Here is a 21,414-nt window from a genome sequence, read left to right on the forward strand (position 1 = left end):
CCCCATCGTCGGGGCGTGTGTCACGAAAGCCACTTTCGCGACACCTCCGGAACTCAGGCGATGCGGGGAAAGTCCTCTTCAGCCGCCGGCCACGGACGGGATGATCTGGACTTCCGTCACCTCGGCGAGCGAGGTCTTCGCCCCATCAAGCCGTCGGCATTCCTCACCGTCCACATAGAAGTTCACATAGCGCCGCAGCGCACCCGTCTCGTCGCGCAAACGCCGTTCCAGAGCGGGAAAACCGGCGCCGAGCGAGTCCAGGACCGCGTCGAGCGTCGGGGCGTCGACGTCGAGCGTCGCCTCTCCGCCCGCGAGCGACCGCAGCATCGCGGGCAGCAGGACCCGGACCATCTAGACCACCTGGGCCCGGACGCACAGCACGTCCGGCAGATGCGCGGCCACCTGATGCCAGGTGTCGCCCCCATCGGGGCCGGCCCACACTTCACCGGATCGCGTGCCGAAGTAGATACCGTCCCGCGCGTCGACGCACATGCCGTCCCGGAGCACACCCGCGTAGAAACCCTTGTCCGGCAAGCCGTTCCCGAGTCCCGTCCAGGTCTCGCCCGCGTCCTCGCTGCGGTAGACGCGGCAGCGGCCCTCCGGCGGGAACCGGAGCACGTCGGCCACCAAGGGGAAGTTGTAGACGGTGTCCGGCTCGGTCGGATGGACGACCATGGCGAATCCGAAGTCGTTCGGCAGGCCGCCGGCGATGGACTTCCACGTCTTCGCGTCGTCGTCGCTGCGGTAGACACCGCCGTGGTTCTGCAGGAAGAACCGTTCGGGCCGCGCCGGATGCATCGCGACCTTGTGCACGCATTGCCCGAATTCGGGTTCCTCGTCGGGCAGGAATCCCGCGCTGATCCCGCGGTTCGACGCCGTCCAGCTCTTGCCGCCGTCCTCGGTCCGGTACACGCCGCCCGTAGACATGGCGACGGTGATCCGCCGGGAATCCGTGGGATGCGGCAGGATCGTGTGGATCATCTGGCCGCCGCCACCGGGTGTCCAGTGTGGACGGTGCTCGTGATCCCACAGCCCGCGCACGAGTTCGAAGGTCTCGCCGCAGTCCTCGGACCGGAACAGCGCGGACGGCTCGACACCGGCGTAGACGACGTCCCCGGCGAGCACGATCTGCCAGATGCCTTCGAGCGCGGTCTCCGTGTCGGCGGGGAAGGCGACCGGGGCGTGATCGGGTTCGGACCAGGTTTCGCCGAAGTCCTCGGACGTCGCGATCGTCGGTCCGAAGTGTTCGTTGACCGCGGCCGCGTAGACCTTGCCGGGAGTCAGCGCGACCGCGCGCACCGCCTCCATCGGGAACTTCGGCTCGGAGAGCTCCCAGTTCTCGCGATCCTCGCTGCGGGCGAGGAACAAGCCCTTCCTGGTACCGATCCCCAGCTGGAACTCCACGACGCAGTCCTCCTCGCTCCGGTGATGTGACCCAGGTCACCGTACTACCAGGAGCTGGGAAATGGAGGCGTCGCGCCGGCTGCTGTCCAAGGGGTCGTGGCCTTCGCCTTCTCGGGAGAACGAGGGTCACAGACGAGCAGCCGGCGCGACGGGCTTTCGGGGCGGTCAGGTGCCGCTGATCAGGCGCAGGGCGAGATCGGGGCTGAACTGACCGGCTTCGACGTTCGGCGCGATCCCGCATTTGCCGTCGGAGTCGCCGGGCACCTTGACCCAGAGCAGCATCTCGGCGCCGCCGCCGGTCTGCGAGGTCGCCCCGAGCTTGCGCCCGGCCGGGTTGCACCATTCGGAGCCCAGCGGGCCGTTGCCGTTGCGGCTCGTGTCGATCACGAACGGCTTGGTGTAGCCGTACTTGCTCGACAGCGCGGCGCTGACGGCCTTGCCGTAGTTCGCCGAGTCGGTGGTGGTCTTGTAGTTCGACACGTTGATCGCGAGACCGCGGATCGACTTCACCCCGACGGCGTTGAGCCGGTCGGCCATGGTCGCGGCGGGGATCCAGGTCGAGTTGCCGCCGTCCATGTACGCCCAGGTGTTCGGGGCCTTCGCGGCGAACTGCTCCGCGGCGTACTTGAGGAGGTCGAGGCGGGTCTGGCGCTCACCGGTGGGCAGGCAGTCGAGCTGCGCGAGCGCGTCCGGCTCGATGACGACGACCGCGGGCTTGCCGCCGATGCCGTCGGCGAAGTTCGAGATCCAGGTCCGGTAGGCGTCCGGGCTGCCCGCGCCGCCGCCGGAGTGACCGCCGCAGTCACGGCCGGGGATGTTGTACGCGACCAGGATCGGCAGCTTGTCCGCGACGTCGGCGGCGTAGGTGTAGCCGTCGACCGCGGTCTTGATGTTCCCGCTCCAGTTGCCGAACCAGCGCGCGCCCGCCTTGGTGGAGATGGCGGCCTTGATCTTGTCGGCGGTGCTGCCCGGGTGGTCCTTGACCCAGACCGCGGGGTTGGAGTTCGGGTCGACGTAGAAGCCGTTGGTCTTCTCGAGCGGGTTGCCGTCGGCGGCCATGGCCGGCGAGGCGACCAGTGCCAGCAACGAGGCGGCCAGCAGACCGAGCGTCTTGATGCGCATGTTCCCCAGCTTCGGGCCCTTCCGTACAAGATTCGTACAACCCACGCGTTTCGTCCTCTGAATGCGATCCTTGCGCGCGCAAGTAACGCATTCAGAGGACGAAACGCGGCGTGGGTCAGGCCGAGTAGCCCTTCGGCGGGATCAGGGTCGCGAGCTGGTTGAAGGTGAGCCAGTAGATCTGGTTGCCGCCGAAGTTGGCCGGGTCGGCGATCTTCACCGTCATGTTGTCGCTGTTGTAGCCGATGATCGTGAAGTAGTGGTAGATCGTGTAGTTCGGGTAGCCCGGCGGGTGGTTGTTCGCCGGGGCGACGATGTTCGCGACGATCGCGTAGCCCTTGTCGACGTCCAGCACGATGTCGCGCCACAGCAGGTCGCGCTGCGCCTGGGTCGGCGGGTCGTTCGGCATCTCCTTGGTCTCGTACCAGCCACCGGCGACGTGGTTGTTGAGGACGCGGGTGACCTGCCCGATCCAGTCGGTGCCGTTGGTGGTGGTCGGCAGTTCGTTCGCGAGCTGCTGCTGGCTCGGCGGGTTGCCGTTCTTGGCCGAAATGGCGATCCGGGTGGCGGCCGGGCCGCACCAGTACCCGGTCTCCTGGATCTGGTACTGGATGTTGAGCTCCGCGGCCGCCTTGACCCCTTCGACCTTGGCGGGCGGGGCCATCGACGTCACATCGACGGCGTTTTCACCTTGGGCGAGCGCCACCGCCGGAGCGGTGATCAAGGCGGACGCCGCGAGCGCGGCGACGACCACGGTCCTGAGTCGACGCATGGTAATCCTTCCCCAGTTTCACTTTTGAATGGTGAATAGTGAACATGATCGCCGGTCCCGCGGCTTTTGTCTGCGGCTTCACCTGCGCTTTCCCCGGTCGGCCCACGACGAAAGTAGGATCGGATGAACGCTTCGATGGCCATCGGGCAATAGCGATCGTGCAGGTGATGAAAGACGATCACGAGCAGGCCGGCTCGCGCGGACCGGACAGACCCGATCTCGGTGGCCCCGATCCCGCACCCGTCTTCGGCATGCTCTTCGACGCCCACGCGGCACCGCTGCAGCGTTATCTCGCGCGCCGCGTCGGCACGGAGACCGCGCACGACCTCGTCGCCGAGACATTCCTCGTGGCGCTCCGGCGGCGCGAGACGTACCGCCCGGAGGCCGGGACGGCGCGGGCGTGGCTCTACGGCATCGCGACGAACCTGCTGCGGCATCATGTCCGCACCGAGACGAGGGCGCTCAACGCGACGGCCCGGCTCGCGGCCGCCGGCCAGGCGGTCTCGGCCGGGCACGACGGCCGCGTCGCCGAGCGGGTCGACGCGCAGTCCCGCGCGGCCCAGCTGGCTGGCGCACTGGCCGAACTGAGCGTCGCGGACCGCGACACCCTGCTGCTGGTGTCGTGGGCGGGCCTTGATCCCGGCGAGGTCGCCGAGGCGCTGGGGATTCCCGCCGGGACGGTGAGATCACGGCTGCACCGGATCAGGAGATGGCTGCGCGCCAACGCACCGGAGTCCACAAAGGACGGATCGAGCAGGAACGAGGAGGGCGAAAGTGCACGGCGATAGCGTCAGGAAGGTGTGGTCGGAGGCCGAACTCGACGAGGCGCTGGCCTGCCTCCACGCCGAACCGGAAACCCGGCGGGACGAGCTGTCCCGTGCCAAGGCGGCACTCCTGCGCGCCGCCGGCGAGGTCGAGGACGAACTGCTCCCGAGGCTCGCGCCCCCGCCGAAGAAACGGCCCGGCGCGTGGCGATGGATCGCCGCCGCGGCGGCCGCGGCCCTGGTGTCCGGCGGGGGGATCGTGGCGACGAACGCCTTCACCGGCGGCGACGGCCCGGCCCCCGCGGACCATTCGGTCGTCGGCCCGAACGAAGACGCGCTCGAATCCCTCCACGGCGACGACTTCCCTCTTCGCGACGATCAGTACCGGCTCGTCACGGAGTCCACTTGGACCACGCGCGTCACCAAGTCCGGGCTGGTCTACCAGACCCACGAGATCCTCGAACGCTGGCTGCCGGCCCCGGGCTGGAAGCCGATCAAGACCCGGTTCACCGGCACCGGCGAGATCCGCTGGGTCAAGGGCGACTACCAGACGGCGATGAGGAACGGAGAGGCGCTGCCGGGTCCGTCGTCCTCGGTCAGCGAGAACAACGTGCCGCCGCCGACCACCACCACGACGTCGCCGGCACCTCCGGTCCTCCCGCCCCAGGACCGGCTCCCTTCGGAGAGCGGCTGGACGCAACCCGCCCCGGACTTCCTCGCGGAACTGCCCATCGACGCCGGGAAGATGGCCGAGCGGCTCCGCCACGACGGCATCTGGCCGGACGGCCGCCCCGCGGAACAGCCGAACTCGCCGCCCGAGATGTTCGAGATGGCCTTCAACGTGCTCCGCTCGTCCCAGGGCTTCGGCGCGCAACGGGTGGCTCTGTGCAAAGCACTCGCGAGGATGCCCGGCATCGTCCTGGAGACCGTGACCACTCCTGACGGTCGGGCCGCGTTGTCGTTCTCGGTCACGATGCCGGACCGGACACGCACGTTCATCGTCGACCGGGCGACGGCGGCCGTCGTCGGGAGCCGCGCCGTCCGGGCGAACGACAGGGAAGAGGGCTGGCCGGGGCTGACCCTGTTCGACACGACGATCTCGGTGGTGATCACCGACGAGAACGGTCCCTAACGAGCGTGCTTCGCGGCGTTGAGCGCGCTTCCGACGTCGGCCACCTCCAGCACCCGGATACCCGGCGGGATCTTGCCGGAATCCGGCGGCACCAGCGCATACGTGAAGCCGAGCCGGGCGGCCTCCGCGAGCCGCCGCCCGACGCTCGGCACCCGCCGGACCTCACCCGAGAGCCCGACCTCGCCCATCGCGACGAGTTTGGGCGAGAGCGGGGTGTCCCGCGCAGACGACATCAGCGCCAGCACGACCGCGAGATCGATACCGGGCTCGGTGATCTTCATGCCGCCGACCGTCGCGACGTAGACGTCCTTGTCGCCGACCTTGATGCCCGCCCGCTTCTCCACCACGGCCAGCACCATCGCGAGACGGGCCGAATCGAGACCGCTCACCGCGCGCCGGGGCTGCGGTGACTGGGTCGCCGACACCAGCGCCTGTACCTCGCCCAGCAGCGGCCGCTTGCCCTCCATGGTCACCGTGACCGCGGTGCCCGCGACCGGCTCCGCCGTGTGGCTGAGGAACAGCCCCGACGGGTCGGGCACGCCGACGATGCCCTCCTCGACCAGTTCGAAGCAGCCGATCTCGTCGGCGGCGCCGAAGCGGTTCTTGATGCCGCGCAGCATCCGCAGCGTCGAATGCTTGTCGCCCTCGAATTGCAGGACGACGTCGACCAGATGCTCCAGCACCCGCGGCCCGGCGACCGATCCGTCCTTCGTCACGTGGCCGACCAGCACGATCGGCAGCCCGCGTTCCTTGGCCAGCGCGACCAGCCCGGAGGTGACCGCGCGGACCTGGGTGACCCCGCCCGGCGCGCCCTCCACCTGCGGGGAGGCCATGGTCTGGACCGAGTCGACGATCAGCACGCCCGGTTTGACCGCGTCGACGTGACCGAGGATCGCGGAGAGATCGCTCTCGGCCGCGAGGAACATCTCGTCGTGGACGTTGCCGGTGCGCTCGGCACGCAGGCGCACCTGCCCCGCCGACTCCTCACCCGTGACGTACAGCGCGCGGCCCGCGGTGGCTGCCCACTGATAGGCGACCTCCAGCAGGAGGGTCGACTTGCCGACACCGGGCTCCCCGGCGAGCAGGATGACCGCGCCCGGCACGAACCCGCCGCCGAGCACCCGGTCCAGCTCGGAGACGCCGGTGGGCTTCGCGCGCGCCGTCTCGACGTCGACCTCGCCGATCGGACGCGCCGGGGCACTGGGCGCGCCCGCCGCGACCCTGGCTATCGCGGGGCGGGCGTCGCCGCGCTCCTCGAGCGTTCCCCACGCCTGACATTCGGGGCAGCGCCCGACCCATTTCGGCGCCTCGTACCCGCACTCGCCGCAGCGGTAGGTGCTGCCTTTCTTGACCACCCCGCGAGGCTAGCGGCCACCACCGACAAACCCGGGGAGCGACAAGTACATGAAGGCCCCCTTCCTGTACCTAGGCGCAAGGAAGGGGGCCTTCATGTACTTACGAGGGAGCTAGTGCCCGCCGCCTTCGGCCTTGGGCTTCTCCGGCGCGGGCGCCCGGCTGCCCGGGTGCGACGGCGCCGCGACCGGCAGGTCGACGGTGATCGAGCCGGAGTTCTTGAAGACGAAGGTGACCTTGATGGTCTGGCCCGCCCACACCGGCTGCTTCAGCCCCTGCAGGACGATCGTGGCCTTGCCCACCTGGTCCGGCGCGTTGGTCGTCTCCGGGCCCGCGGACGGCGTGACCGTCCCGGCGACGCTCGACGACGGGGCACCGGAAGACGAGGGCGCACCCGACGAGGACGGCGCACCGGAGGACGAAACCGGCGCGGAGGACGCCGGGGCGCTCGTCGGTGCGACCTCCTTGGTCGACTCGACCGCGTCGGACGGGCCGATCACGAGCGCGTGGCTCGCCACGATGACCTTGGCGCCGGTGATCTTGGCGTCACCGGTGGCGGCTTCGGAGGAGACCGAGACGAGCTCGTCGTCCAGCTTGCCCTGGTTCACGATGGTCAGCGTCAGCGGCGCGGCGGCACCGGCCGGGTACGCCTGCCCCTCGGTCGGGAACTGGAGCGCGGCGTTCCGCAGCACCAGCTCCTTCGCCTGCGCGTACGTCCCGTTGACCGCGGGCTGCTGCGAGTCGGTCTGGGTGATCTGACCAGCACCGCAGCCGGCGAGCACGAGCGCGGCGCCGAGCGCCAGCACACCTGCGCCGAACACGCGACGATTCTGCAGCCTCACGTCGGAGTCCTTCCATCTCACGGCCTCTTCACCGCGAAGACTAGCCGGGCGCCTTCGCGGGCCAAGAACCCGGTGCGTGTTGGCACCCCACCAATGCGGTGACGTGCCCAAGATCAACCGTCCACAAAGGATTTGGAAATCGTTCGCTTCTCACCAGCGTGAGCATGGGCGAATTGGGTTTGTCAACCCCCGGGCGGACCACCGTCAGGCCGCTGACCTGCGACGACGATCGCGGGCCACTAGGTGGGCCTCGTCGGCACGTGCTAAGATGAATTCAGCGAAAGGGGCAGAGGACACATGGTTTTCAAGGTCGGAGAGACCGTCGTCTACCCGCACCACGGTGCCGCACTCATCGAAGCCATCGAGACCCGCGTGATCAAGGGCGAGGAGAAGAAGTACCTCGTCCTCAAAGTCGCGCAAGGGGATCTTACGGTTCGCGTACCCGCAGACAACGCCGAGATCGTCGGCGTTCGTGATGTCGTCGGGCAAGAAGGACTGGACAAGGTTTTCGACGTTCTGCGTGCTCCGCACACCGAGGAGCCCACCAACTGGTCTCGTCGGTACAAGGCCAACCTCGAGAAGCTCGCCTCCGGCGATGTGAACAAGGTGGCCGAAGTGGTGCGCGACCTCTGGCGGCGAGAGAAGGACCGCGGACTTTCAGCCGGCGAGAAGCGCATGCTGGCGAAGGCGCGGCAAATTCTGGTCAGCGAGCTGGCGCTCGCGGAGGGCACCGACGAGGACAAGGCTGAAGTCCTCCTCGACGAAGTTCTGGAAACCGCGGCAGTCTGAACCGGCGGGTGTCCCACGCCAGGTGAGGCTGCGAGGGATACCTCTACGATCGCGCACATATGAGCACCGTCCATATGAGCACAATCGTGTTCGTCACTGTCGTTCGACACCATGCCTCCGACGCGGAGCTCGCTCTCGCGCCGGTCAATGGTGAAGCGCTACTCACGCACACTGTGCGGGGGCTGCTCGCTCTGCCGGATCTCGATCTGGTGGTCGTAGCGGCCCCCGAGCGGTGTGCTGATTTGTTTTCGGCCGCTTTGAGCGGCTTCGAGGAGCGTTGCCGGATAGTACCCGGCTCGTCGCTCAAGCATGCTTTCGACACCGTCGAAAAAGAGATCACCGGGAATCCGGTTTTCCTCGTGCACGACGCCCTGCGCGCCTTCACTCCCCCGGACACGGTCCGTGCCGTCGCGGACGCGGTCCGTGCGGGATCTCCTTTCGTGATTCCCGTACTCCCGATGGCGGACACCGTGAAGGTGACTGATGCGGCGAAAGTGATTACAGGGACCGAAGACCGGGCGTATCTGCGCACGGCGCAAACCCCGCTCGGCTTCACTCGTGAGACTTTTCTCTCGTATGCCGGCAAGCCGTCTCTCGACGGCGCGCACACCATCGCCGGACACCCGGATGCGATGCGCGTCACCAATTCGTTCGAACTGAAGCTGGCCGAAGCGATCGCTCGGGCCGGGGAAGCAGAGGAAGTGCTGTGAGGATCGGGAACGGCGTCGACGTCCACCCCGTCGAGGCGGGCCGCGAATGCTGGATCGCCGGGCTCCTCTGGCCCGGCGTCGACGGTTGCGCGGGTCATTCCGACGGTGACGTCGCCGCGCACGCGTTGTGCGACGCGCTGCTGTCCGCGGCCGGGCTCGGCGATCTCGGCGCGGTGTTCGGCACCGGCGATCCGCGCTGGGCGGGCAAGCACGGCGTCGAATTCCTCGCGGAGGCGCGGCGTCTGGTCGAGGCGGGTGGATGGACCGTCGGGAACGCGACCGTCCAGATCGTGGGCAACGCGCCGCGCGTCGGGAAGCGCCGCGAAGAGGCCCAGAAGGTGTTGAGCGAGGCCGTCGGCGGGCCGGTGAGCGTGTCCGGGACGACGACCGACGGGCTCGGCCTGACCGGACGCGGCGAGGGCATCGCGGCGTTCGCGACGGCATTGCTGCTGCCCTCGCAGGAATAGCCGCGGCCGGAAGCCGGTTCGGGCTGTCATGGCAGTCACACTTCCCGAACCGGTCCGCGAACTGGTGGACGGCAAGAACTTCGCGACCGTGGCCACGCTGGACGCCGACGGCGGCCCGCAGACCTCGGTCGTCTGGGTGGGCCTCGACGACGGCGAGCTGGTCTTCAGCGCCACCGAAGACCGGCTGAAGGTGCGAAACCTGCGCCGCGATCCGCGCGCGAGCGTGTCGATCACCGACGCGGAGAACCCGTACCGGCACACGCAGCTGCGCGGCACGGTCACGATCACCCCGGATCCCGGGAAGACGTTGCCGAAGGCGCTCAGCCACAAATACCTCGGCCAGGACCCGCCGCCGGAGGGCGACGAGGTCGAGCGGGTGATCGTCCGCCTGCGCGTCGAACGGATCGCCGGGAACGTCCGGTGATTAGGCTCTCGGGCATGGGTGTGACCTTCAACGACGCGACCAAGAAACTCCTCGACGGCAACAACTTCCCGGTGCTGGCGACCATCAACGCCGACGGCTCCGCGCAGACGTCCGTGCTGTGGGCGAAGCGGGACGGCGACACGGTGATCTTCGCGACCGTCCGCGGCCGTCTCAAGGAGCGGAACATGGCCAGGGACCCGCGGGTGTCCGTCTCGGTCTTCGATCAGGAGAACCCGTACGACTACGTCGAGATCCGCGGGACCGTGGAGATGACCGACGAGGGCGGCCGCGAGCTGATCAACGAGCTGTCGCACAAGTACCTCGGCAAGGACTACCCGGACGAGCCGGCGGAGGTCGTCCGCGTACTGGTCCGGATCACGCCCACCAAGATCACCGGCAACGCCGCCTGACACGCGCCATGAAAGGTCCTTTCCTTGCAAATTTCGCAAGGAAAGGACCTTTCATCTCACACGCGAGGGGCGGCAGGAACCCCACGATCGTGGCTAATGTGGACCCCGTGACCTTTCGCGCTGTGTTGTTCGACTTCTCCGGCACGGTCTTCCGGCTCGAACAGGACGAGACCTGGCTCGCCGACCTCACCGACCACGAGGGCGAGGGCCTGGACATCGAGGCCCAGACCGAACTGATGCGCCGGATGACCGCGCCGGTCGGCCAGGTCGTCGATCTCGACGAGGAGCACCAGTACGCCTGGAACCACCGCGACCGCGACCCGGTGCTGCACCGGAAGGTGTACCTCGAGGTCCTCAAGCAGTCCGGGGTGCCGCACGCCGACCAGGCCCTCGCGCTCTACACCCGGCTGATCGATCCCACCCAGTGGACGCCGTACCCGGACACCGAGGCCGTTCTCAAGGGCGTCTCGGGCAAGGGTGTGAAGCTCGGGGTGCTGAGCAACATCGCCTTCGACATCCGGCCCGCGTTCGGCCGCCGGGGCTGGGACGCCTACGTCGACGAGTTCATCCTGTCGTTCGAGGTCGGAGCGGTGAAACCGGAGCCGGAGATCTTCCGCGCGGCCGTCGAGCGGCTCGGCGTCGACCCGGCGGAAACGCTCATGGTCGGCGACAGCGAGGAAGCGGACGGCGCCGCGCGCGACATCGGCTGCGCGTTCGCGCTGGTAGAGCCGCTGCCGACGACGGAGCGGCCGGACGCCCTGCTCAGCGCCCTGCGCACCCATAACGTGCTGTAATACGGTCACTGCGACACCGCTCACGCCGACCCCGTACCCTTTTAGGGTGGCACTACACCTCTATGACACGGCGACCCGAAGCGTGCGGGAGTTCCATCCCGCCCGTAGTGGAACGGCGTCCATGTACGTGTGTGGTGCCACCGTGCAGGGCATCCCGCATATCGGCCACATCCGCGGCGCGCTGAATTACGACGTCCTGCGTCGCTGGCTCGTCCACAGTGGACTCGACGTGCTGATGGTCCGCAACGTCACCGACATCGACGACAAGATCCTCAACAAGGCCACGGAGGCGGGTCGCCCCTGGTGGGAGTGGGCGGCGACGCACGAGCGCGCGTTCGAGTCGGCCTACGAGACGCTGGGCTGCTTGCCGCCCTCGATCGCCCCTCGGGCGACCGGGCACGTCACGCAGATGGTCGAGCTCATGCAGCGGCTGATCGACGGCGGGCACGCCTACGCCGCGGACGGCAACGTGTACTTCTCGGTGAAGGCGTTCGACGGCTACGGCGAGCTCTCCGGCCAGAAGCTCGACGAGGTCCAGCAGGGCGAGGACAAGCGTGGCGGCGAGGCCAAGCGCGACCCGCGCGACTTCACGCTGTGGAAGAGCGCGAAGCCGGGCGAACCGTCGTGGCCGACGCCGTGGGGTTCCGGCCGCCCCGGCTGGCACCTCGAATGCTCGGCGATGGCGACGACGTATCTCGGCGCCGAGTTCGACATCCACGGCGGCGGCGTCGACCTGGTGTTCCCGCACCACGAGAACGAGCGCGCCCAGTCGAACGCCGCGGGTGATCCGTTCGCGCGGTTCTGGCTGCACAACGCTTGGGTGACCATGGCCGGCGAGAAGATGGCCAAGTCGCTGGGCAACACGGTCTCGATCCCGGAGATGCTGCGCGAGTACCGGGCGCCCGAACTGCGGTATTACCTGGTCCAGCCGCATTACCGGTCGACGATCGAGTACTCCCCGGGCGCGCTCACCGAGGCGGCGCAGGGCTACCGGCGGATCGAGCAGTTCCTCCGCCGGACCGCGAGCGGCGCCGGCGCCGTGCCCCTCGGCGAGATCCAGGCCGGGTTCGCCGCCGCCCTCGACGACGACCTGGCCACCCCACAGGCGTTCGCCGTGCTGCACAACACGGTCCGGGACGGTAACGCGGCCCTCGACGCGGCCGACAATTCCAAGGCACTCGAAATCGCCGCCTCCGTGCGCGCGATGACCGACGTGCTCGGCCTCGACCCGCTCTCCGCGCGCTGGTCCGAGGCGGGCGGCAATGAGACGCCCACCCGGCAGGCACTGTCCGATCTCGTGGAAGGGCTGCTGACCGAACGGCAGCAGGCCCGCGCCGACAAGGACTTCGCCCGTGCGGACGCCGCGCGTGACCGCCTCCAGCAGGCGGGCATCGTGGTGGAGGACACGCCGAACGGTCCTCAGTGGACCGTCAAGGACGTCTGACCCTTACTCGCGTTTTCTAGCTCAAGGATTCTCACTGATGGCAGGCAACTCCCGGCGCCAGGGCGCTATTCGCAAGCCCGGCACGAAGAAGGGTCAGGTCGTCGGCTCCGGCGGCCAGCGCCGGAAGGGCCTCGAAGGCAAGGGCCCGACCCCCAAGGCCGAGGACCGGCCCGGCCACAAGGCGTACCGGATGGCCAACGCGCGTGACCGCAAGGACCAGGCGCGGCAGAAGAAGGCCGACAAGCCGGAACTGATCGCCGGGCGCAACCCGGTGGTCGAGGCGCTGCGCGCCGACGTGCCCGCGACCGCGCTGTACGTGGCGATCAACATCGAGATCGACGACCGCGTCAACGAGGCCGTCCGGCTCGCCGGCGACAAGGGCATCTCGATCCTGGAGATCCCGCGCGAGGAACTGGACCGCAAGACCAACCGGGCCATGCACCAGGGTCTCGGCCTGCAGGTCCCGCCGTTCGTCTACGCCGACCCGCGCGACCTGATGGCCGTCGCGAAGGACTCCGGGCAGACCCCGCTGTTCGTCGCGCTCGACGGTGTCACCGACCCGCGCAACCTCGGCGCGGTGATCCGCTCGGCCGCCGCGTTCGGCGCGCAGGGTGTCCTCCTGCCGGAGCGGCGCAGCGCGGGGATGACCGCGGTCGCGTGGCGGACCTCGGCCGGTACCGCGGCCAAGCTGCCGATCGCCGTCGCGACCAACCTGACCCGTCAACTGAAGGCGTGGAAGGACGAAGGCCTGATGGTCGTCGGCCTCGACGCGGACGGCTCGGTCGACATCGACGAGCTGGACCTCGCGGCGGATCCGCTGGTCATCGTGCTCGGCTCCGAGGGCCGCGGTCTGTCCCGCCTGGTGCGCGAGACCTGCGACGCGACCGTCTCGATCCCGATGGCGGCCGGCGTCGAATCGCTCAACGCGTCGGTCGCGGCCGGGGTGCTGCTGGCCGAGGTGGCGCGCCGCCGACGGCTCGCGGGACGTGTCTGACCCCGCACTTCGGCACACGGTGCGGGGTGCGCAGGCTAAGGTCACCAGCGGATAACGCGTAACCGCCCTGGGGGACCCCGCACCGATGTCGTTCATTTCACCGCTGTTCCTGTGGTACTTCATGCCGGCGGTCCTGCTCGCCGTGCTGGTGTGCCCGCGCGGCTGGCGGAACGGCATCGTCGCGGTCGGCAGCCTGATCTTCTACGCCACCGGCGCCGGGCCGTACACGCTCGTGCTGCTCGGCTGCATGGTGGTCAACTTCTTCGCCGGGCCCGCGCTGGAGCCGAACGCGTGGGACCTGCAGAACAAACGGCGCAAGCGGCTGCTGCTCGGCGTCATCGGCCTCAACGTCGGCATGCTGCTGATCTGGAAGTACGCGGGGTTCGCGACCCAGCAGATCGCGGCCGTGACGCATTGGTTCGGCGGCGGCTTCCCGGTGGCCGACCTGGTCATCCCGATCGGCATCTCGTTCTACACGTTCCACCACATCTCGTACGTGGTGGACATCTACCGCGGTGAACGCCGCGCGCTGCGCGATCCGGTGTCGTTCGCCGCGTACATCGCGATGTTCCCGCAGCTGGTGGCCGGGCCGATCGTGCGGTACCGCGAGATCGCCGACCAGCTGCCGCAGCAGCGGTCGCACCGCCTCGACGACATCGCCGCCGGTTTCCCGCGGTTCGCGCTGGGGCTGTGCAAGAAGACGATCATCGCGGACTCGCTCAGCCCGATGGTGGACGCCTGCTTCAACACGCCACCGGACCAGATGACCTTCGCCATCGCCTGGCTCGGCGCGATCGGATACACGCTGCAGCTGTTCTTCGACTTCTCCGGCTACTCCGACATGGCGATCGGGCTCGGCCGCATGCTCGGCTTCCGGCTGCCGGAGAACTTCGCGAGACCGTACTCGTCGGTGACCATCACCGAATTCTGGCGACGCTGGCACATGTCGCTGTCCCGCTGGTTCCGCGACTACGTGTACATCCCGCTGGGCGGCAACCGCACCGGCGCCGGGCACACGTACCGGAACCTGTGCATCGTCTTCGTGCTGACCGGGTTCTGGCACGGCGCGCAGTGGACGTTCCTGATCTGGGGCATCTACCACGGCGCGCTGCTGATCGTGGAACGCGCATTCGGCTACGACGTCACCCCGAAGTCCCAGGCGGCCCGGATCGGCCGCCGAGCGCTGACGCTCGTGCTCGTCGTCTTCGGCTGGGTGTTCTTCCGCGCCAAGGACCTGCCGCACGCGCTCGGCATGATCGGGCACATGGTGCTGCCGGACTTCACCGGGCTCACCGACGTCGTCGAGAGCGCCGTGACCAACCAGCGGTTGCTCATCCTGCTGTGCGCGCTGGCGATCGTGTTCCTGCCCGCGCATCCGGTGACGGGGCCGCTGCTGGAATCGTCGCGGAGCCGCCCGGCCACGGCGCTGCGGATCGGCGTGATGACCGTCGGCCTGGTGTACGCGGCCATCCTGATCGCGACCGGGACGTTCAGCCCGTTCCTCTACTACCAGTTCTGACGGAGCCGAAATGACCAACCTGGCAGCCCAGCCCGGAGTGATCCCGTACGTGGACAACCACGACGGTCCTCGCCGTCTGCTCACGGTCGACATGCGTCCCTTTCCGAGCATGAGGCTGACCTACGTGCCGTTCGCGAGCATCGACGGCAGGCAGTACGTGGTCTCGTGGGGGTCGGTCAGGTTCGAGATCCCCGCCGACCGGAACGTGCACGTCAGCGTCCACATGCAGACCAACTACGGGGCCGGGTCCAGTGCGACGCCGTTCGCCTCGATCGTCTTGGCGCCGCATCACGAGCCGGTCCGGCTGGCCACTCAGCTCACCAGCCAGGGCGGTTCGATCCTCCCGGTCGGCTAGCTTGGCCTCATGACCGACGGGTGGAAGCGGGATCGCATCGGTTCGGCGCTGCGCGGCGAGAATCCGACCGTACTGCGGCGCCTGGCCTCGGGCTTCGCGGTGATCGGCGATACGCAATTCCTTCCGGGCTACTGCGTCCTGCTGACCGATTCCGCCGACGTCGGCAGGCTGAGCGATCTATCGCGGCCGCGGCGGCTGGAGTTCCTGGCGGACATGGATCTGCTCGGGGAAGCCGTCGAAAACGTCTGCGCGCGAAGGGATCCGGGCTTCCGCCGGGTGAACCTGGAGATCCTCGGCAATACGGATCCGTTCCTGCACGCGCACGTCTGGCCGCGGTACGACTGGGAACCGGCCGACGTGGTCGGACGGCCGGTCTGGCTGTATCCGGAGGAGAACTGGGCCGCTTCGCTCGGGCCTGAGCACGACTCGCTGCGCTCTGAACTGACCGCTGAGATCGACCGGCTGCGCACCTGAGGGAGGCCGAGAGTGCCCCGCGGGGCACTCTCGGCGTTCGTTCACAGAAGGTCGATCAGCGCTTCGGCGAAGACCCTCGGCCGGCTGAAGTAACCGACGTGCGACGAGGCCAGGGTGCGCACCTCGAACGGGTTGTGCGGAGTCAGCTCGTCAGCCTTGCGGATCATGTAGTCCTGCACGGCCGGGGTGATGCCGAAATCCTCGGCGAGCCGCACGTAGGTGTGCGGGACCCGCCCCCACCCGTCCGCCCGGACCACCGCGCCCGGCTCGAGCACCGCGTAATTCTCGTCCGGGTCCAGCGAGTCCAGCAAAAGCCGGAACTGGTGGTCGGTGGAGTCGGCCATGATGGCGGCCTTCAACTCCGCGAACAGCGCCGGGTCGCCGTGGGCGGAGCGCCAGTTCAGCCGGGCCACACCGGGTTCGCTCACCCCCGGGACGGCGATCCGCGCCGACACCGCGTCAAGCAGGTTGTCGTCGACCACGTCCCACGGTTCGGTGAGCATGGCCGGATCGCTGAGACAGAGCGCGGACAGGTAGACGACACGGTCGAGCAACTCCGGCACGGCGTTGGCGACGGCGCTGATCGTCAGACCGCCGAGGCTGTTGCCGACCAGGACGACCGGCCGCCGGCCGTCGAGGCGCCGCAGCGTGTCCACCACGTGCCGCACGTTGTCCTGCAACGTGACCCCGCGCATCGGGGAGGGAGCGGCCGCCAACGCGGCAAGGTCCTGGGGTTGGTTGTAGTAGGCGGCGGGGCTGTCCGCCAGGTCGCCGTGGCCGGGCAGGTCGACGGCGTGCGAACGGTATCCGAGCAGTGCCAGCTCGTTCTGCAACGGACCCCAGGCCCTGGCGTTGCTGGAACCGCCGTGAACGAAGACGAAAACAGGGCGCGAAAGTGCGCGCATGGTGAAAGATCCTTGTCATCCTTGGCGAACGGTGGACGTGGACCTCGACGCCGCCGAGGGGCGGCACCAGGTCAGCGCGTCGACCGGATGCGAAGGGCCTGCCAATTGTGGATGACGGAACACATGGTGATCACCTTAGCCGGAGGCGACACCGGCCGCCTCCGATTTACCGGGTGCCGGAGATCGGGCCGCGTCGAGCACCAGCCGGGCGAACTCCTTGCCCCGCACCATCGGCAGGTAGTGCCCCGCCTTCGGGACGTTGATCAGCCTGCCGTCGGCGCAGGCGTCGAGAAAGCGGCGTTCATGGCGCCTGAAGTGGTCGCGTGAGCCGTTGACGAGCCAGGTGGGCCCCGGATAGGCAGCCAGGTCCGCGAGCACGTCGAAGCCCGCGAAGGCCTCTGCGACGTCCGGGATGACTTCGGTCGCGATGCCGCCGCCGATCACCGCTTCGGCGAGCTTCGGCGGCAGAGCGCTTCGGAACTGCCATCGGCTCAGCCGTTCGCCCTGGTCCGGCAGCCGCATCAGCAAGCGGTGCGCCAAACGGAACGGAGTCTCCAGTGCCTTGCCGGGCAGGAACGTCGAGCCCGCGACGACGAGCCCCGCCACGCGCTCCGGATACTTCGCCGCCGCTGCGATCGCGACGTAGCCACCGAGCGAGTGTCCGACCACCAGCGCGGGCTCGTCGATCGCTTCGGCGACCGCGTCCGCCGCCGCGGCCAAGGTGAACCGCTCACCTCTCCGGGTGCCGTGGCCTGGGAGATCGACCGCTTTCGCGGAATGTCCGAGCAGGTGGAGTTGCTCGGTCCAGGCGGCACCGCTGAGCCGGATGCCGTGGACGAAGACGACGGGAACCATGGACTGCCTCCTAATTGCAACGCACCGTTGCGTTGCAAAGTACGCCCGATCGTCATGCAACGCAACGGTGCGTTGTATTCTCGGGCGGTGAGCACTCGGAACGGCCCTCGCAAGGCGGAGGCGATCTTCGCCGCGACCCTCGAACTCCTGGCGGAGCACGGCTACGACAAGCTTGCCATCGAGGCCGTCGCCGCCCGGTCCGGCGTCAACAAGACGACGCTGTATCGCTGGTGGCCTTCGAAGGACGCGCTCCTGGCCGCCGCGTTGCGCGATTCGGGCCTGTTCGCCGTCGACGTCCCGGACACCGGCAGCCTGCGCGGCGATCTTCTCGCCGTGGCAACGCAAATCCATCGTTTACTGACTTCGGAGCGCACCGCGCCGGTCGTCACGGCGGCCCTGACCGCGGGCCCCCGGCGCCCGGAACTCGGTGACGTGGCAAGGAGTTTCTTCGCCGACCGCATGGCCCGCGAGGAGCCGATCTTCGAACGCGCCACCGCGAGAGGCGAACTGCGCGCCGGCGTCGATCCGGTACTGGTGATGGATCTGCTGGCGGGGGCGATCTGGTTCCGCTTGCTGCTGCGAGGCGGCGAAACCGGTCCGAAATTCCTCGAAGAAGTCGTCGACACAGCGCTGGGTGGTGCCGCGTGAAAATCACGCTGAAGATCGAATCCGAACGGCTCGAAGATTATCTCGCCGCCGACGCGATCGTCGATCACGATCATCCGCTGATCCGCGAAACGGCTGACAGCCTGTCACCGACCGGCGGCACCGAGGCCGACGTGATTCGTTCGATGTTTCACTTCGTGCGCGACGAGATCGCCCATACGGTGGACGCCGCCGATTCCCGCGTCACCCTTATGGCCTCCGAGGTTTTGCGCGAGCGAGTCGGGCTCTGCTACGCGAAGGCCCACCTGCTGGCCGCTTTGCTTCGCAGCCAAGGCATCCCGGCCGGGTTCTGTTATCAGCGGATCGGCGTCCTGCACGGGCTCAACGCCGTGTACCTCAGTGGTCCGGACCGGTGGATCCGGCTGGACCCGAGGGGCAACAAGAACGGCGCGGACGCGCACTTTCCTTTCATACGAGCGAGTCAGCCGGAAGACGAACGGCTCGCCTGGACGCTGGACCCGTCGAAGGGCGAGATCGACTTCCCCACCGTGTACACCGCACCGTCTTCGGCCGTCGTCGAAACCTTGTCGTCCGCGAAGCCCGGCCCGGCGTGGTACGAAGGAATCCTTCCGCACGCTCCGTGAGTGGTTTTTCCGCGATCCGGCGAAACCTCCGATGCGAAACCGGCATCGCCTAGCGTCACATTCGTTGTTGGTCCCTTTCCCCCGATTTTCTTATTTCGACATTGTCACGATGCGCGTAGAGTAACTCCCCGCACTCGAACAGATACGCACTGCGTTCGTCCGTTCGGGTGCTGATCAAGGAGGTGACCCTCGTGCCCGCGGAAGCCGACCGGCTCCGCCGTACCCCGTTGCAAGAGATCTTCTGGACCAGGACGAGTCTTCTGCTCACCGTACTGGTCGTCGTCGCGGGCCTCAGCCTGTGGATCTCCAGCATGATGGATCCCGGCGCCGGCAAGACACTGCTCACCTCACTGGGCACCGGCACCCTGATCTCCGCGGTGGTCGGCTTCGGCCAGACCCTGATCACCGCCACCGCGTCACAACGCGCGATGGTGACCCCGGTGATCGAGGAAAGCCGACGAGCGCTGGAAGCGCTCAGCGCCGAATACCGTTCGCTCAACAAGGAATTCTTCCCCACCCACGTCTTCGAAGCGACCACCGATCCGGATCCGTTGTTCAACCGGGTCATGACCGAAGACCTCGACGTGGCCAGGCACTACTTCTTCCGCGGGTTCTCCGGCAGGCATGCCGCGGCCCGATTGCTGTTGTCCCGCACCGAAAGAGAGCTCCGCGTGGTCATCGCCGACCCACGCGACGAGGGCGCGATCGGTGGCAGGGCCCGGTATCTCCTGCGCAGCGAAGAAGCGGGCATGGACTACGAGACGATCCGGTCGCGGCTCAACGACGAGATCAGCATCGGCCTGGTCGGGCTGTTCCTGGCCCGCAGCCGGTGCTCGCTGGTGGACATCACCGTCGTCGCCGACCCGCCCTTGGACCGGCTCGAAGTGTTCGACGAGAGCGTTTGGGTGACCTTGTACAGCGACATCCGCGGCGCGACCACGTTGTATCCGCGAACGCTGCGGTTCAGCGAAGGATCCTTCCTGTACAACAAGGAACGCTCCGAGTTCCTGCGCGTGTCCCAGTCTCGGTCGGGACGGCATTTCCGCATCTCCACCACGACGACGCGGGCGGATTTTCTCGCCCTGTACGAAAAGATCACCGGCTCTCCCCTGACCGAAGAGAACTTCCTCGAACTGGAAGGGAAATTCCATTCCTTCCGGAAGGAGTTCACCACACTCGCCGAGTTGAACCCCTGACCTCTCGGCGTCGCAGAGCACTAGATTTGAGGAGCTGAAGTTGCTCACTCGCTTGTCCCCCCTCACCCAGCTCTCCGCGCTGCTCCGGACCACGGACCTGCCGCTGGCGCAGCACTGGCAGATCGTCGACGGGATCTTCCGCGACTGGACGTCGAGACCAGAGTTGCGCGACGACCTCCGACGGCATTTGGATTCGCTGAGCCCGGACGAGGCGAGCGCGGTACTCGAGCGGTCCAGGGAGACCACCACCCATTTCGCCTGGTGCCTGCTCGATTGTCCGACAGATCCTTTTTCGGTCTGGCTGCACGAGTACAAGGCGCCGGAGGACTGGCGTGAGGGGTACGCCGATTCCGTGCACAATCACAGATACCACTTCTGCACCACGATCCTCCGTGGCAACTACGTCCACGAACGTTATTCGACCCTGCGCGACCAGCTTTCCGGATTGATCACATCGGTTCGGTTACGACGTAGCACGCTGTGTCAGACCGGGTCGGTAGGCGTCATGTACGCGGACGAGTTCCATCGGATTCCCGAGGCCACCGAAGGGACTATGACGTTTTTGGTGAAATCACGCCCCGTGAGCGAGTTCAGTCTTTCCTTTGACCCGAAGACCGGGACAGGGCATCGTCACGTTCCGGTTGAGGTCCGATTGGGGGATCTCGCGGGCCGCATCTAACTACACACCGCCGTCGAAGGCGCATACCATTACTCCACCCGTCTCCTGAACGGGATCGGAGAGGTGTATGCGCGCGCGAAAGAGCACGATTCCTTCCCACACCATTGACGCCGTCGAACAGCACGTCCGGAGACTGTGCTGGCGTTATGCGGACAAACTGCAGTTCCACGGCTGGCACCACGTGAGTTTCGTCCGGGCCAAGGCCGCGGGGTTCGCCGACCACAACGGCGCGGATCGCACCGTCGTCGAAGTGGCGGCGCTGGTGCACGATGTGAACTACATCGTGCTCCGGAACTCCCCCGCGGCGGCCGGACGAGACCTCCGGATGGACATCCTGCGGGAATGCGGGGTCGAGGAGAACGTGGGCCGATGGATCGACGAGATCATCGACGAAGCCGAAATGGCCACCAGAGGCCGCCACATCTCGCTCGAAGCCCAGGCGTTGAGCGACGCCGACACGCTGTTCAAGGCACTGCCGGTGACGCCCGTCGTCCTCGCCCACCGCTATCTGCGGGAGAACGGGTTGAGCCTCCGCGAGCTGGCACACAAGATCGTCGGCGAACAACGCGACGTCCACGACAGCGGCTATTACTTCTACAACCCGAAAGCCGCGGAGAACTACTCCCGCTGGGCGTTGGCGAACCTCCAGTTGTGGCAGTGCATCAAGGAAGCCGTCGACGATCCGACGGTCGTCGAGCTTCTCGACGCGGTGCACGCCGTGGACGCCACGGACTTCGAAGTCGAGCCCGCGGCGTCCTAGGAC

26 protein-coding genes are annotated in these 21,414 nt (G+C 67.8%); 18 read left to right on the forward strand and 8 right to left on the reverse strand.

The genetic code is table 11. The features are described from left to right. Positions 1 to 78: 78 nt before the first annotated feature. The 4 genes from AMK34_RS13260 to AMK34_RS13275 form a co-directional block, all read right to left on the reverse strand. Positions 79 to 351: a MoaD/ThiS family protein gene (locus AMK34_RS13260; RefSeq protein ID WP_073845513.1), complete on the reverse strand. Its 273-nt coding sequence runs from the start codon at positions 349 to 351 to the stop codon at positions 79 to 81. Beyond that, positions 352 to 1,404, reverse strand: a complete 1,053-nt coding sequence (locus AMK34_RS13265; protein ID WP_073845515.1) for a WD40/YVTN/BNR-like repeat-containing protein — start codon at positions 1,402 to 1,404, stop codon at positions 352 to 354. It lies immediately after the preceding gene. 165 nt (positions 1,405 to 1,569) lie between these two features. Beyond that, positions 1,570 to 2,526: a glycoside hydrolase family 6 protein gene (locus tag AMK34_RS13270; RefSeq protein ID WP_038520715.1), complete on the reverse strand. Its 957-nt coding sequence runs from the start codon at positions 2,524 to 2,526 to the stop codon at positions 1,570 to 1,572. 115 nt (positions 2,527 to 2,641) lie between these two features. Further along, a complete protein-coding gene (locus AMK34_RS13275) occupies positions 2,642 to 3,295 on the reverse strand; it encodes a C39 family peptidase (protein ID WP_038520717.1) in 654 nt (217 codons plus the stop codon). A 158-nt stretch (positions 3,296 to 3,453) separates the two neighbouring features. Between AMK34_RS13275 and AMK34_RS13280 the strand changes: the two genes are divergently transcribed. After that, complete coding sequence (locus tag AMK34_RS13280; protein ID WP_037335389.1) at positions 3,454 to 4,083, forward strand: RNA polymerase sigma factor; 630 nt, start codon at positions 3,454 to 3,456, stop codon at positions 4,081 to 4,083. Positions 4,084 to 4,093: 10 nt separating this feature from the next. Continuing rightward, positions 4,094 to 5,191 (forward strand): CU044_5270 family protein, encoded by a 1,098-nt coding sequence (locus tag AMK34_RS13285; protein WP_241832764.1) that lies wholly within the window; start codon positions 4,094 to 4,096, stop codon positions 5,189 to 5,191. On the opposite strand, the gene radA is transcribed toward AMK34_RS13285, so the two are convergent. Further along, the gene (gene radA, locus AMK34_RS13290) at positions 5,188 to 6,546 is read right to left on the reverse strand and encodes a DNA repair protein RadA (RefSeq protein WP_073845519.1); all 1,359 of its coding nucleotides are present in this window, start codon (positions 6,544 to 6,546) and stop codon (positions 5,188 to 5,190) included. The two genes, AMK34_RS13285 and radA, sit on opposite strands and share 4 nt — an antisense overlap. A gap of 111 nt (positions 6,547 to 6,657) precedes the next feature. Beyond that, positions 6,658 to 7,386, reverse strand: a complete 729-nt coding sequence (locus AMK34_RS13295; protein WP_073845521.1) for a hypothetical protein — start codon at positions 7,384 to 7,386, stop codon at positions 6,658 to 6,660. Between the two features lie 297 nt (positions 7,387 to 7,683). On the opposite strand from AMK34_RS13295, the gene AMK34_RS13300 reads away from it, so the two are divergent. From AMK34_RS13300 to AMK34_RS13350, 11 genes are all read left to right on the forward strand, one after another. Beyond that, the gene (locus tag AMK34_RS13300) at positions 7,684 to 8,175 is read left to right on the forward strand and encodes a CarD family transcriptional regulator (protein ID WP_005165253.1); all 492 of its coding nucleotides are present in this window, start codon (positions 7,684 to 7,686) and stop codon (positions 8,173 to 8,175) included. A gap of 59 nt (positions 8,176 to 8,234) precedes the next feature. Continuing rightward, positions 8,235 to 8,885, forward strand: a complete 651-nt coding sequence (locus AMK34_RS13305; protein ID WP_407639389.1) for an IspD/TarI family cytidylyltransferase — start codon at positions 8,235 to 8,237, stop codon at positions 8,883 to 8,885. After that, complete coding sequence (gene ispF, locus AMK34_RS13310; protein ID WP_034310203.1) at positions 8,882 to 9,352, forward strand: 2-C-methyl-D-erythritol 2,4-cyclodiphosphate synthase; 471 nt, start codon at positions 8,882 to 8,884, stop codon at positions 9,350 to 9,352. Before AMK34_RS13305 ends, ispF begins: the two co-directional genes overlap by 4 nt. 28 nt (positions 9,353 to 9,380) lie before the next feature. Further along, complete coding sequence (locus AMK34_RS13315) at positions 9,381 to 9,776, forward strand: PPOX class F420-dependent oxidoreductase (protein ID WP_073845524.1); 396 nt, start codon at positions 9,381 to 9,383, stop codon at positions 9,774 to 9,776. A 14-nt stretch (positions 9,777 to 9,790) separates the two neighbouring features. Then, a complete protein-coding gene (locus tag AMK34_RS13320; protein WP_037335370.1) occupies positions 9,791 to 10,186 on the forward strand; it encodes a PPOX class F420-dependent oxidoreductase in 396 nt (131 codons plus the stop codon). Between the two features lie 107 nt (positions 10,187 to 10,293). Next, entirely contained in the window at positions 10,294 to 10,980 is a 687-nt protein-coding gene (locus AMK34_RS13325; RefSeq protein WP_073845526.1) for an HAD family hydrolase, read from the forward strand. A gap of 46 nt (positions 10,981 to 11,026) precedes the next feature. Next, the gene (gene cysS, locus AMK34_RS13330) at positions 11,027 to 12,424 is read left to right on the forward strand and encodes a cysteine--tRNA ligase (RefSeq protein ID WP_038520728.1); all 1,398 of its coding nucleotides are present in this window, start codon (positions 11,027 to 11,029) and stop codon (positions 12,422 to 12,424) included. Positions 12,425 to 12,461: 37 nt separating this feature from the next. Next, the gene (gene rlmB / locus AMK34_RS13335) at positions 12,462 to 13,418 is read left to right on the forward strand and encodes a 23S rRNA (guanosine(2251)-2'-O)-methyltransferase RlmB (protein WP_037335364.1); all 957 of its coding nucleotides are present in this window, start codon (positions 12,462 to 12,464) and stop codon (positions 13,416 to 13,418) included. 85 nt (positions 13,419 to 13,503) lie between these two features. Next, complete coding sequence (locus AMK34_RS13340; RefSeq protein WP_038520731.1) at positions 13,504 to 14,937, forward strand: MBOAT family O-acyltransferase; 1,434 nt, start codon at positions 13,504 to 13,506, stop codon at positions 14,935 to 14,937. Between the two features lie 10 nt (positions 14,938 to 14,947). Continuing rightward, positions 14,948 to 15,292 (forward strand): hypothetical protein, encoded by a 345-nt coding sequence (locus AMK34_RS13345; RefSeq protein WP_073845527.1) that lies wholly within the window; start codon positions 14,948 to 14,950, stop codon positions 15,290 to 15,292. A 9-nt stretch (positions 15,293 to 15,301) separates the two neighbouring features. Beyond that, positions 15,302 to 15,766 carry an HIT family protein gene (locus AMK34_RS13350; protein ID WP_073845529.1) on the forward strand — a complete coding sequence of 155 codons (465 nt, stop codon included), beginning with the start codon at positions 15,302 to 15,304 and terminating at the stop codon, positions 15,764 to 15,766. Positions 15,767 to 15,807: 41 nt separating this feature from the next. Here the strand turns inward: AMK34_RS13350 and AMK34_RS13355 are convergent, their stop codons facing one another. Next, positions 15,808 to 16,671, reverse strand: a complete 864-nt coding sequence (locus AMK34_RS13355; protein ID WP_073845531.1) for an alpha/beta hydrolase — start codon at positions 16,669 to 16,671, stop codon at positions 15,808 to 15,810. 135 nt (positions 16,672 to 16,806) lie between these two features. Beyond that, positions 16,807 to 17,526 (reverse strand): alpha/beta fold hydrolase, encoded by a 720-nt coding sequence (locus AMK34_RS13360; RefSeq protein ID WP_073845533.1) that lies wholly within the window; start codon positions 17,524 to 17,526, stop codon positions 16,807 to 16,809. Between the two features lie 87 nt (positions 17,527 to 17,613). On the opposite strand from AMK34_RS13360, the gene AMK34_RS13365 reads away from it, so the two are divergent. The 5 genes from AMK34_RS13365 (at position 17,614) to AMK34_RS13385 (ending at position 21,411) form a co-directional block, all read left to right on the forward strand. Beyond that, on the forward strand, positions 17,614 to 18,174 hold the full coding sequence (locus AMK34_RS13365; RefSeq protein WP_073846277.1) for a TetR/AcrR family transcriptional regulator: 561 nt from the start codon (positions 17,614 to 17,616) through the stop codon (positions 18,172 to 18,174). Continuing rightward, positions 18,171 to 18,776 carry a transglutaminase-like domain-containing protein gene (locus tag AMK34_RS13370; RefSeq protein WP_038520744.1) on the forward strand — a complete coding sequence of 202 codons (606 nt, stop codon included), beginning with the start codon at positions 18,171 to 18,173 and terminating at the stop codon, positions 18,774 to 18,776. The genes AMK34_RS13365 and AMK34_RS13370 overlap by 4 nt, the downstream gene beginning before the upstream one ends. A gap of 149 nt (positions 18,777 to 18,925) precedes the next feature. Next, on the forward strand, positions 18,926 to 19,972 hold the full coding sequence (locus AMK34_RS13375; RefSeq protein ID WP_241832803.1) for a hypothetical protein: 1,047 nt from the start codon (positions 18,926 to 18,928) through the stop codon (positions 19,970 to 19,972). Between the two features lie 40 nt (positions 19,973 to 20,012). Further along, the gene (locus AMK34_RS13380) at positions 20,013 to 20,651 is read left to right on the forward strand and encodes a hypothetical protein (protein ID WP_037335344.1); all 639 of its coding nucleotides are present in this window, start codon (positions 20,013 to 20,015) and stop codon (positions 20,649 to 20,651) included. A 67-nt stretch (positions 20,652 to 20,718) separates the two neighbouring features. Next, a complete protein-coding gene (locus AMK34_RS13385; protein WP_037335342.1) occupies positions 20,719 to 21,411 on the forward strand; it encodes an HD domain-containing protein in 693 nt (230 codons plus the stop codon). The last annotated feature ends 3 nt before the right edge of the window (positions 21,412 to 21,414 follow it).

This window comes from Amycolatopsis sp. CB00013 (assembly GCF_001905755.1).
In the GTDB taxonomy this organism is placed as follows: Bacteria; Actinomycetota; Actinomycetes; order Mycobacteriales; family Pseudonocardiaceae; genus Amycolatopsis; species Amycolatopsis japonica.

Coding starts and splice junctions, on each gene's coding strand:
- AMK34_RS13260 (WP_073845513.1), bottom strand. CDS start 351: ATGGTCCGGGTCCTGCTGCCCGCGATGCTGCGGTCGCTCGCGGGCGGA.
- AMK34_RS13270 (WP_038520715.1), bottom strand. CDS start 2,526: ATGCGCATCAAGACGCTCGGTCTGCTGGCCGCCTCGTTGCTGGCACTG.
- AMK34_RS13275 (WP_038520717.1), bottom strand. CDS start 3,295: ATGCGTCGACTCAGGACCGTGGTCGTCGCCGCGCTCGCGGCGTCCGCC.
- AMK34_RS13300 (WP_005165253.1), top strand. CDS start 7,684: ATGGTTTTCAAGGTCGGAGAGACCGTCGTCTACCCGCACCACGGTGCC.
- AMK34_RS13305 (WP_407639389.1), top strand. CDS start 8,235: ATGAGCACCGTCCATATGAGCACAATCGTGTTCGTCACTGTCGTTCGA.
- AMK34_RS13315 (WP_073845524.1), top strand. CDS start 9,381: ATGGCAGTCACACTTCCCGAACCGGTCCGCGAACTGGTGGACGGCAAG.
- AMK34_RS13320 (WP_037335370.1), top strand. CDS start 9,791: ATGGGTGTGACCTTCAACGACGCGACCAAGAAACTCCTCGACGGCAAC.
- rlmB (WP_037335364.1), top strand. CDS start 12,462: ATGGCAGGCAACTCCCGGCGCCAGGGCGCTATTCGCAAGCCCGGCACG.
- AMK34_RS13340 (WP_038520731.1), top strand. CDS start 13,504: ATGTCGTTCATTTCACCGCTGTTCCTGTGGTACTTCATGCCGGCGGTC.
- AMK34_RS13345 (WP_073845527.1), top strand. CDS start 14,948: ATGACCAACCTGGCAGCCCAGCCCGGAGTGATCCCGTACGTGGACAAC.
- AMK34_RS13350 (WP_073845529.1), top strand. CDS start 15,302: ATGACCGACGGGTGGAAGCGGGATCGCATCGGTTCGGCGCTGCGCGGC.
- AMK34_RS13355 (WP_073845531.1), bottom strand. CDS start 16,671: ATGCGCGCACTTTCGCGCCCTGTTTTCGTCTTCGTTCACGGCGGTTCC.
- AMK34_RS13360 (WP_073845533.1), bottom strand. CDS start 17,526: ATGGTTCCCGTCGTCTTCGTCCACGGCATCCGGCTCAGCGGTGCCGCC.
- AMK34_RS13385 (WP_037335342.1), top strand. CDS start 20,719: ATGCGCGCGCGAAAGAGCACGATTCCTTCCCACACCATTGACGCCGTC.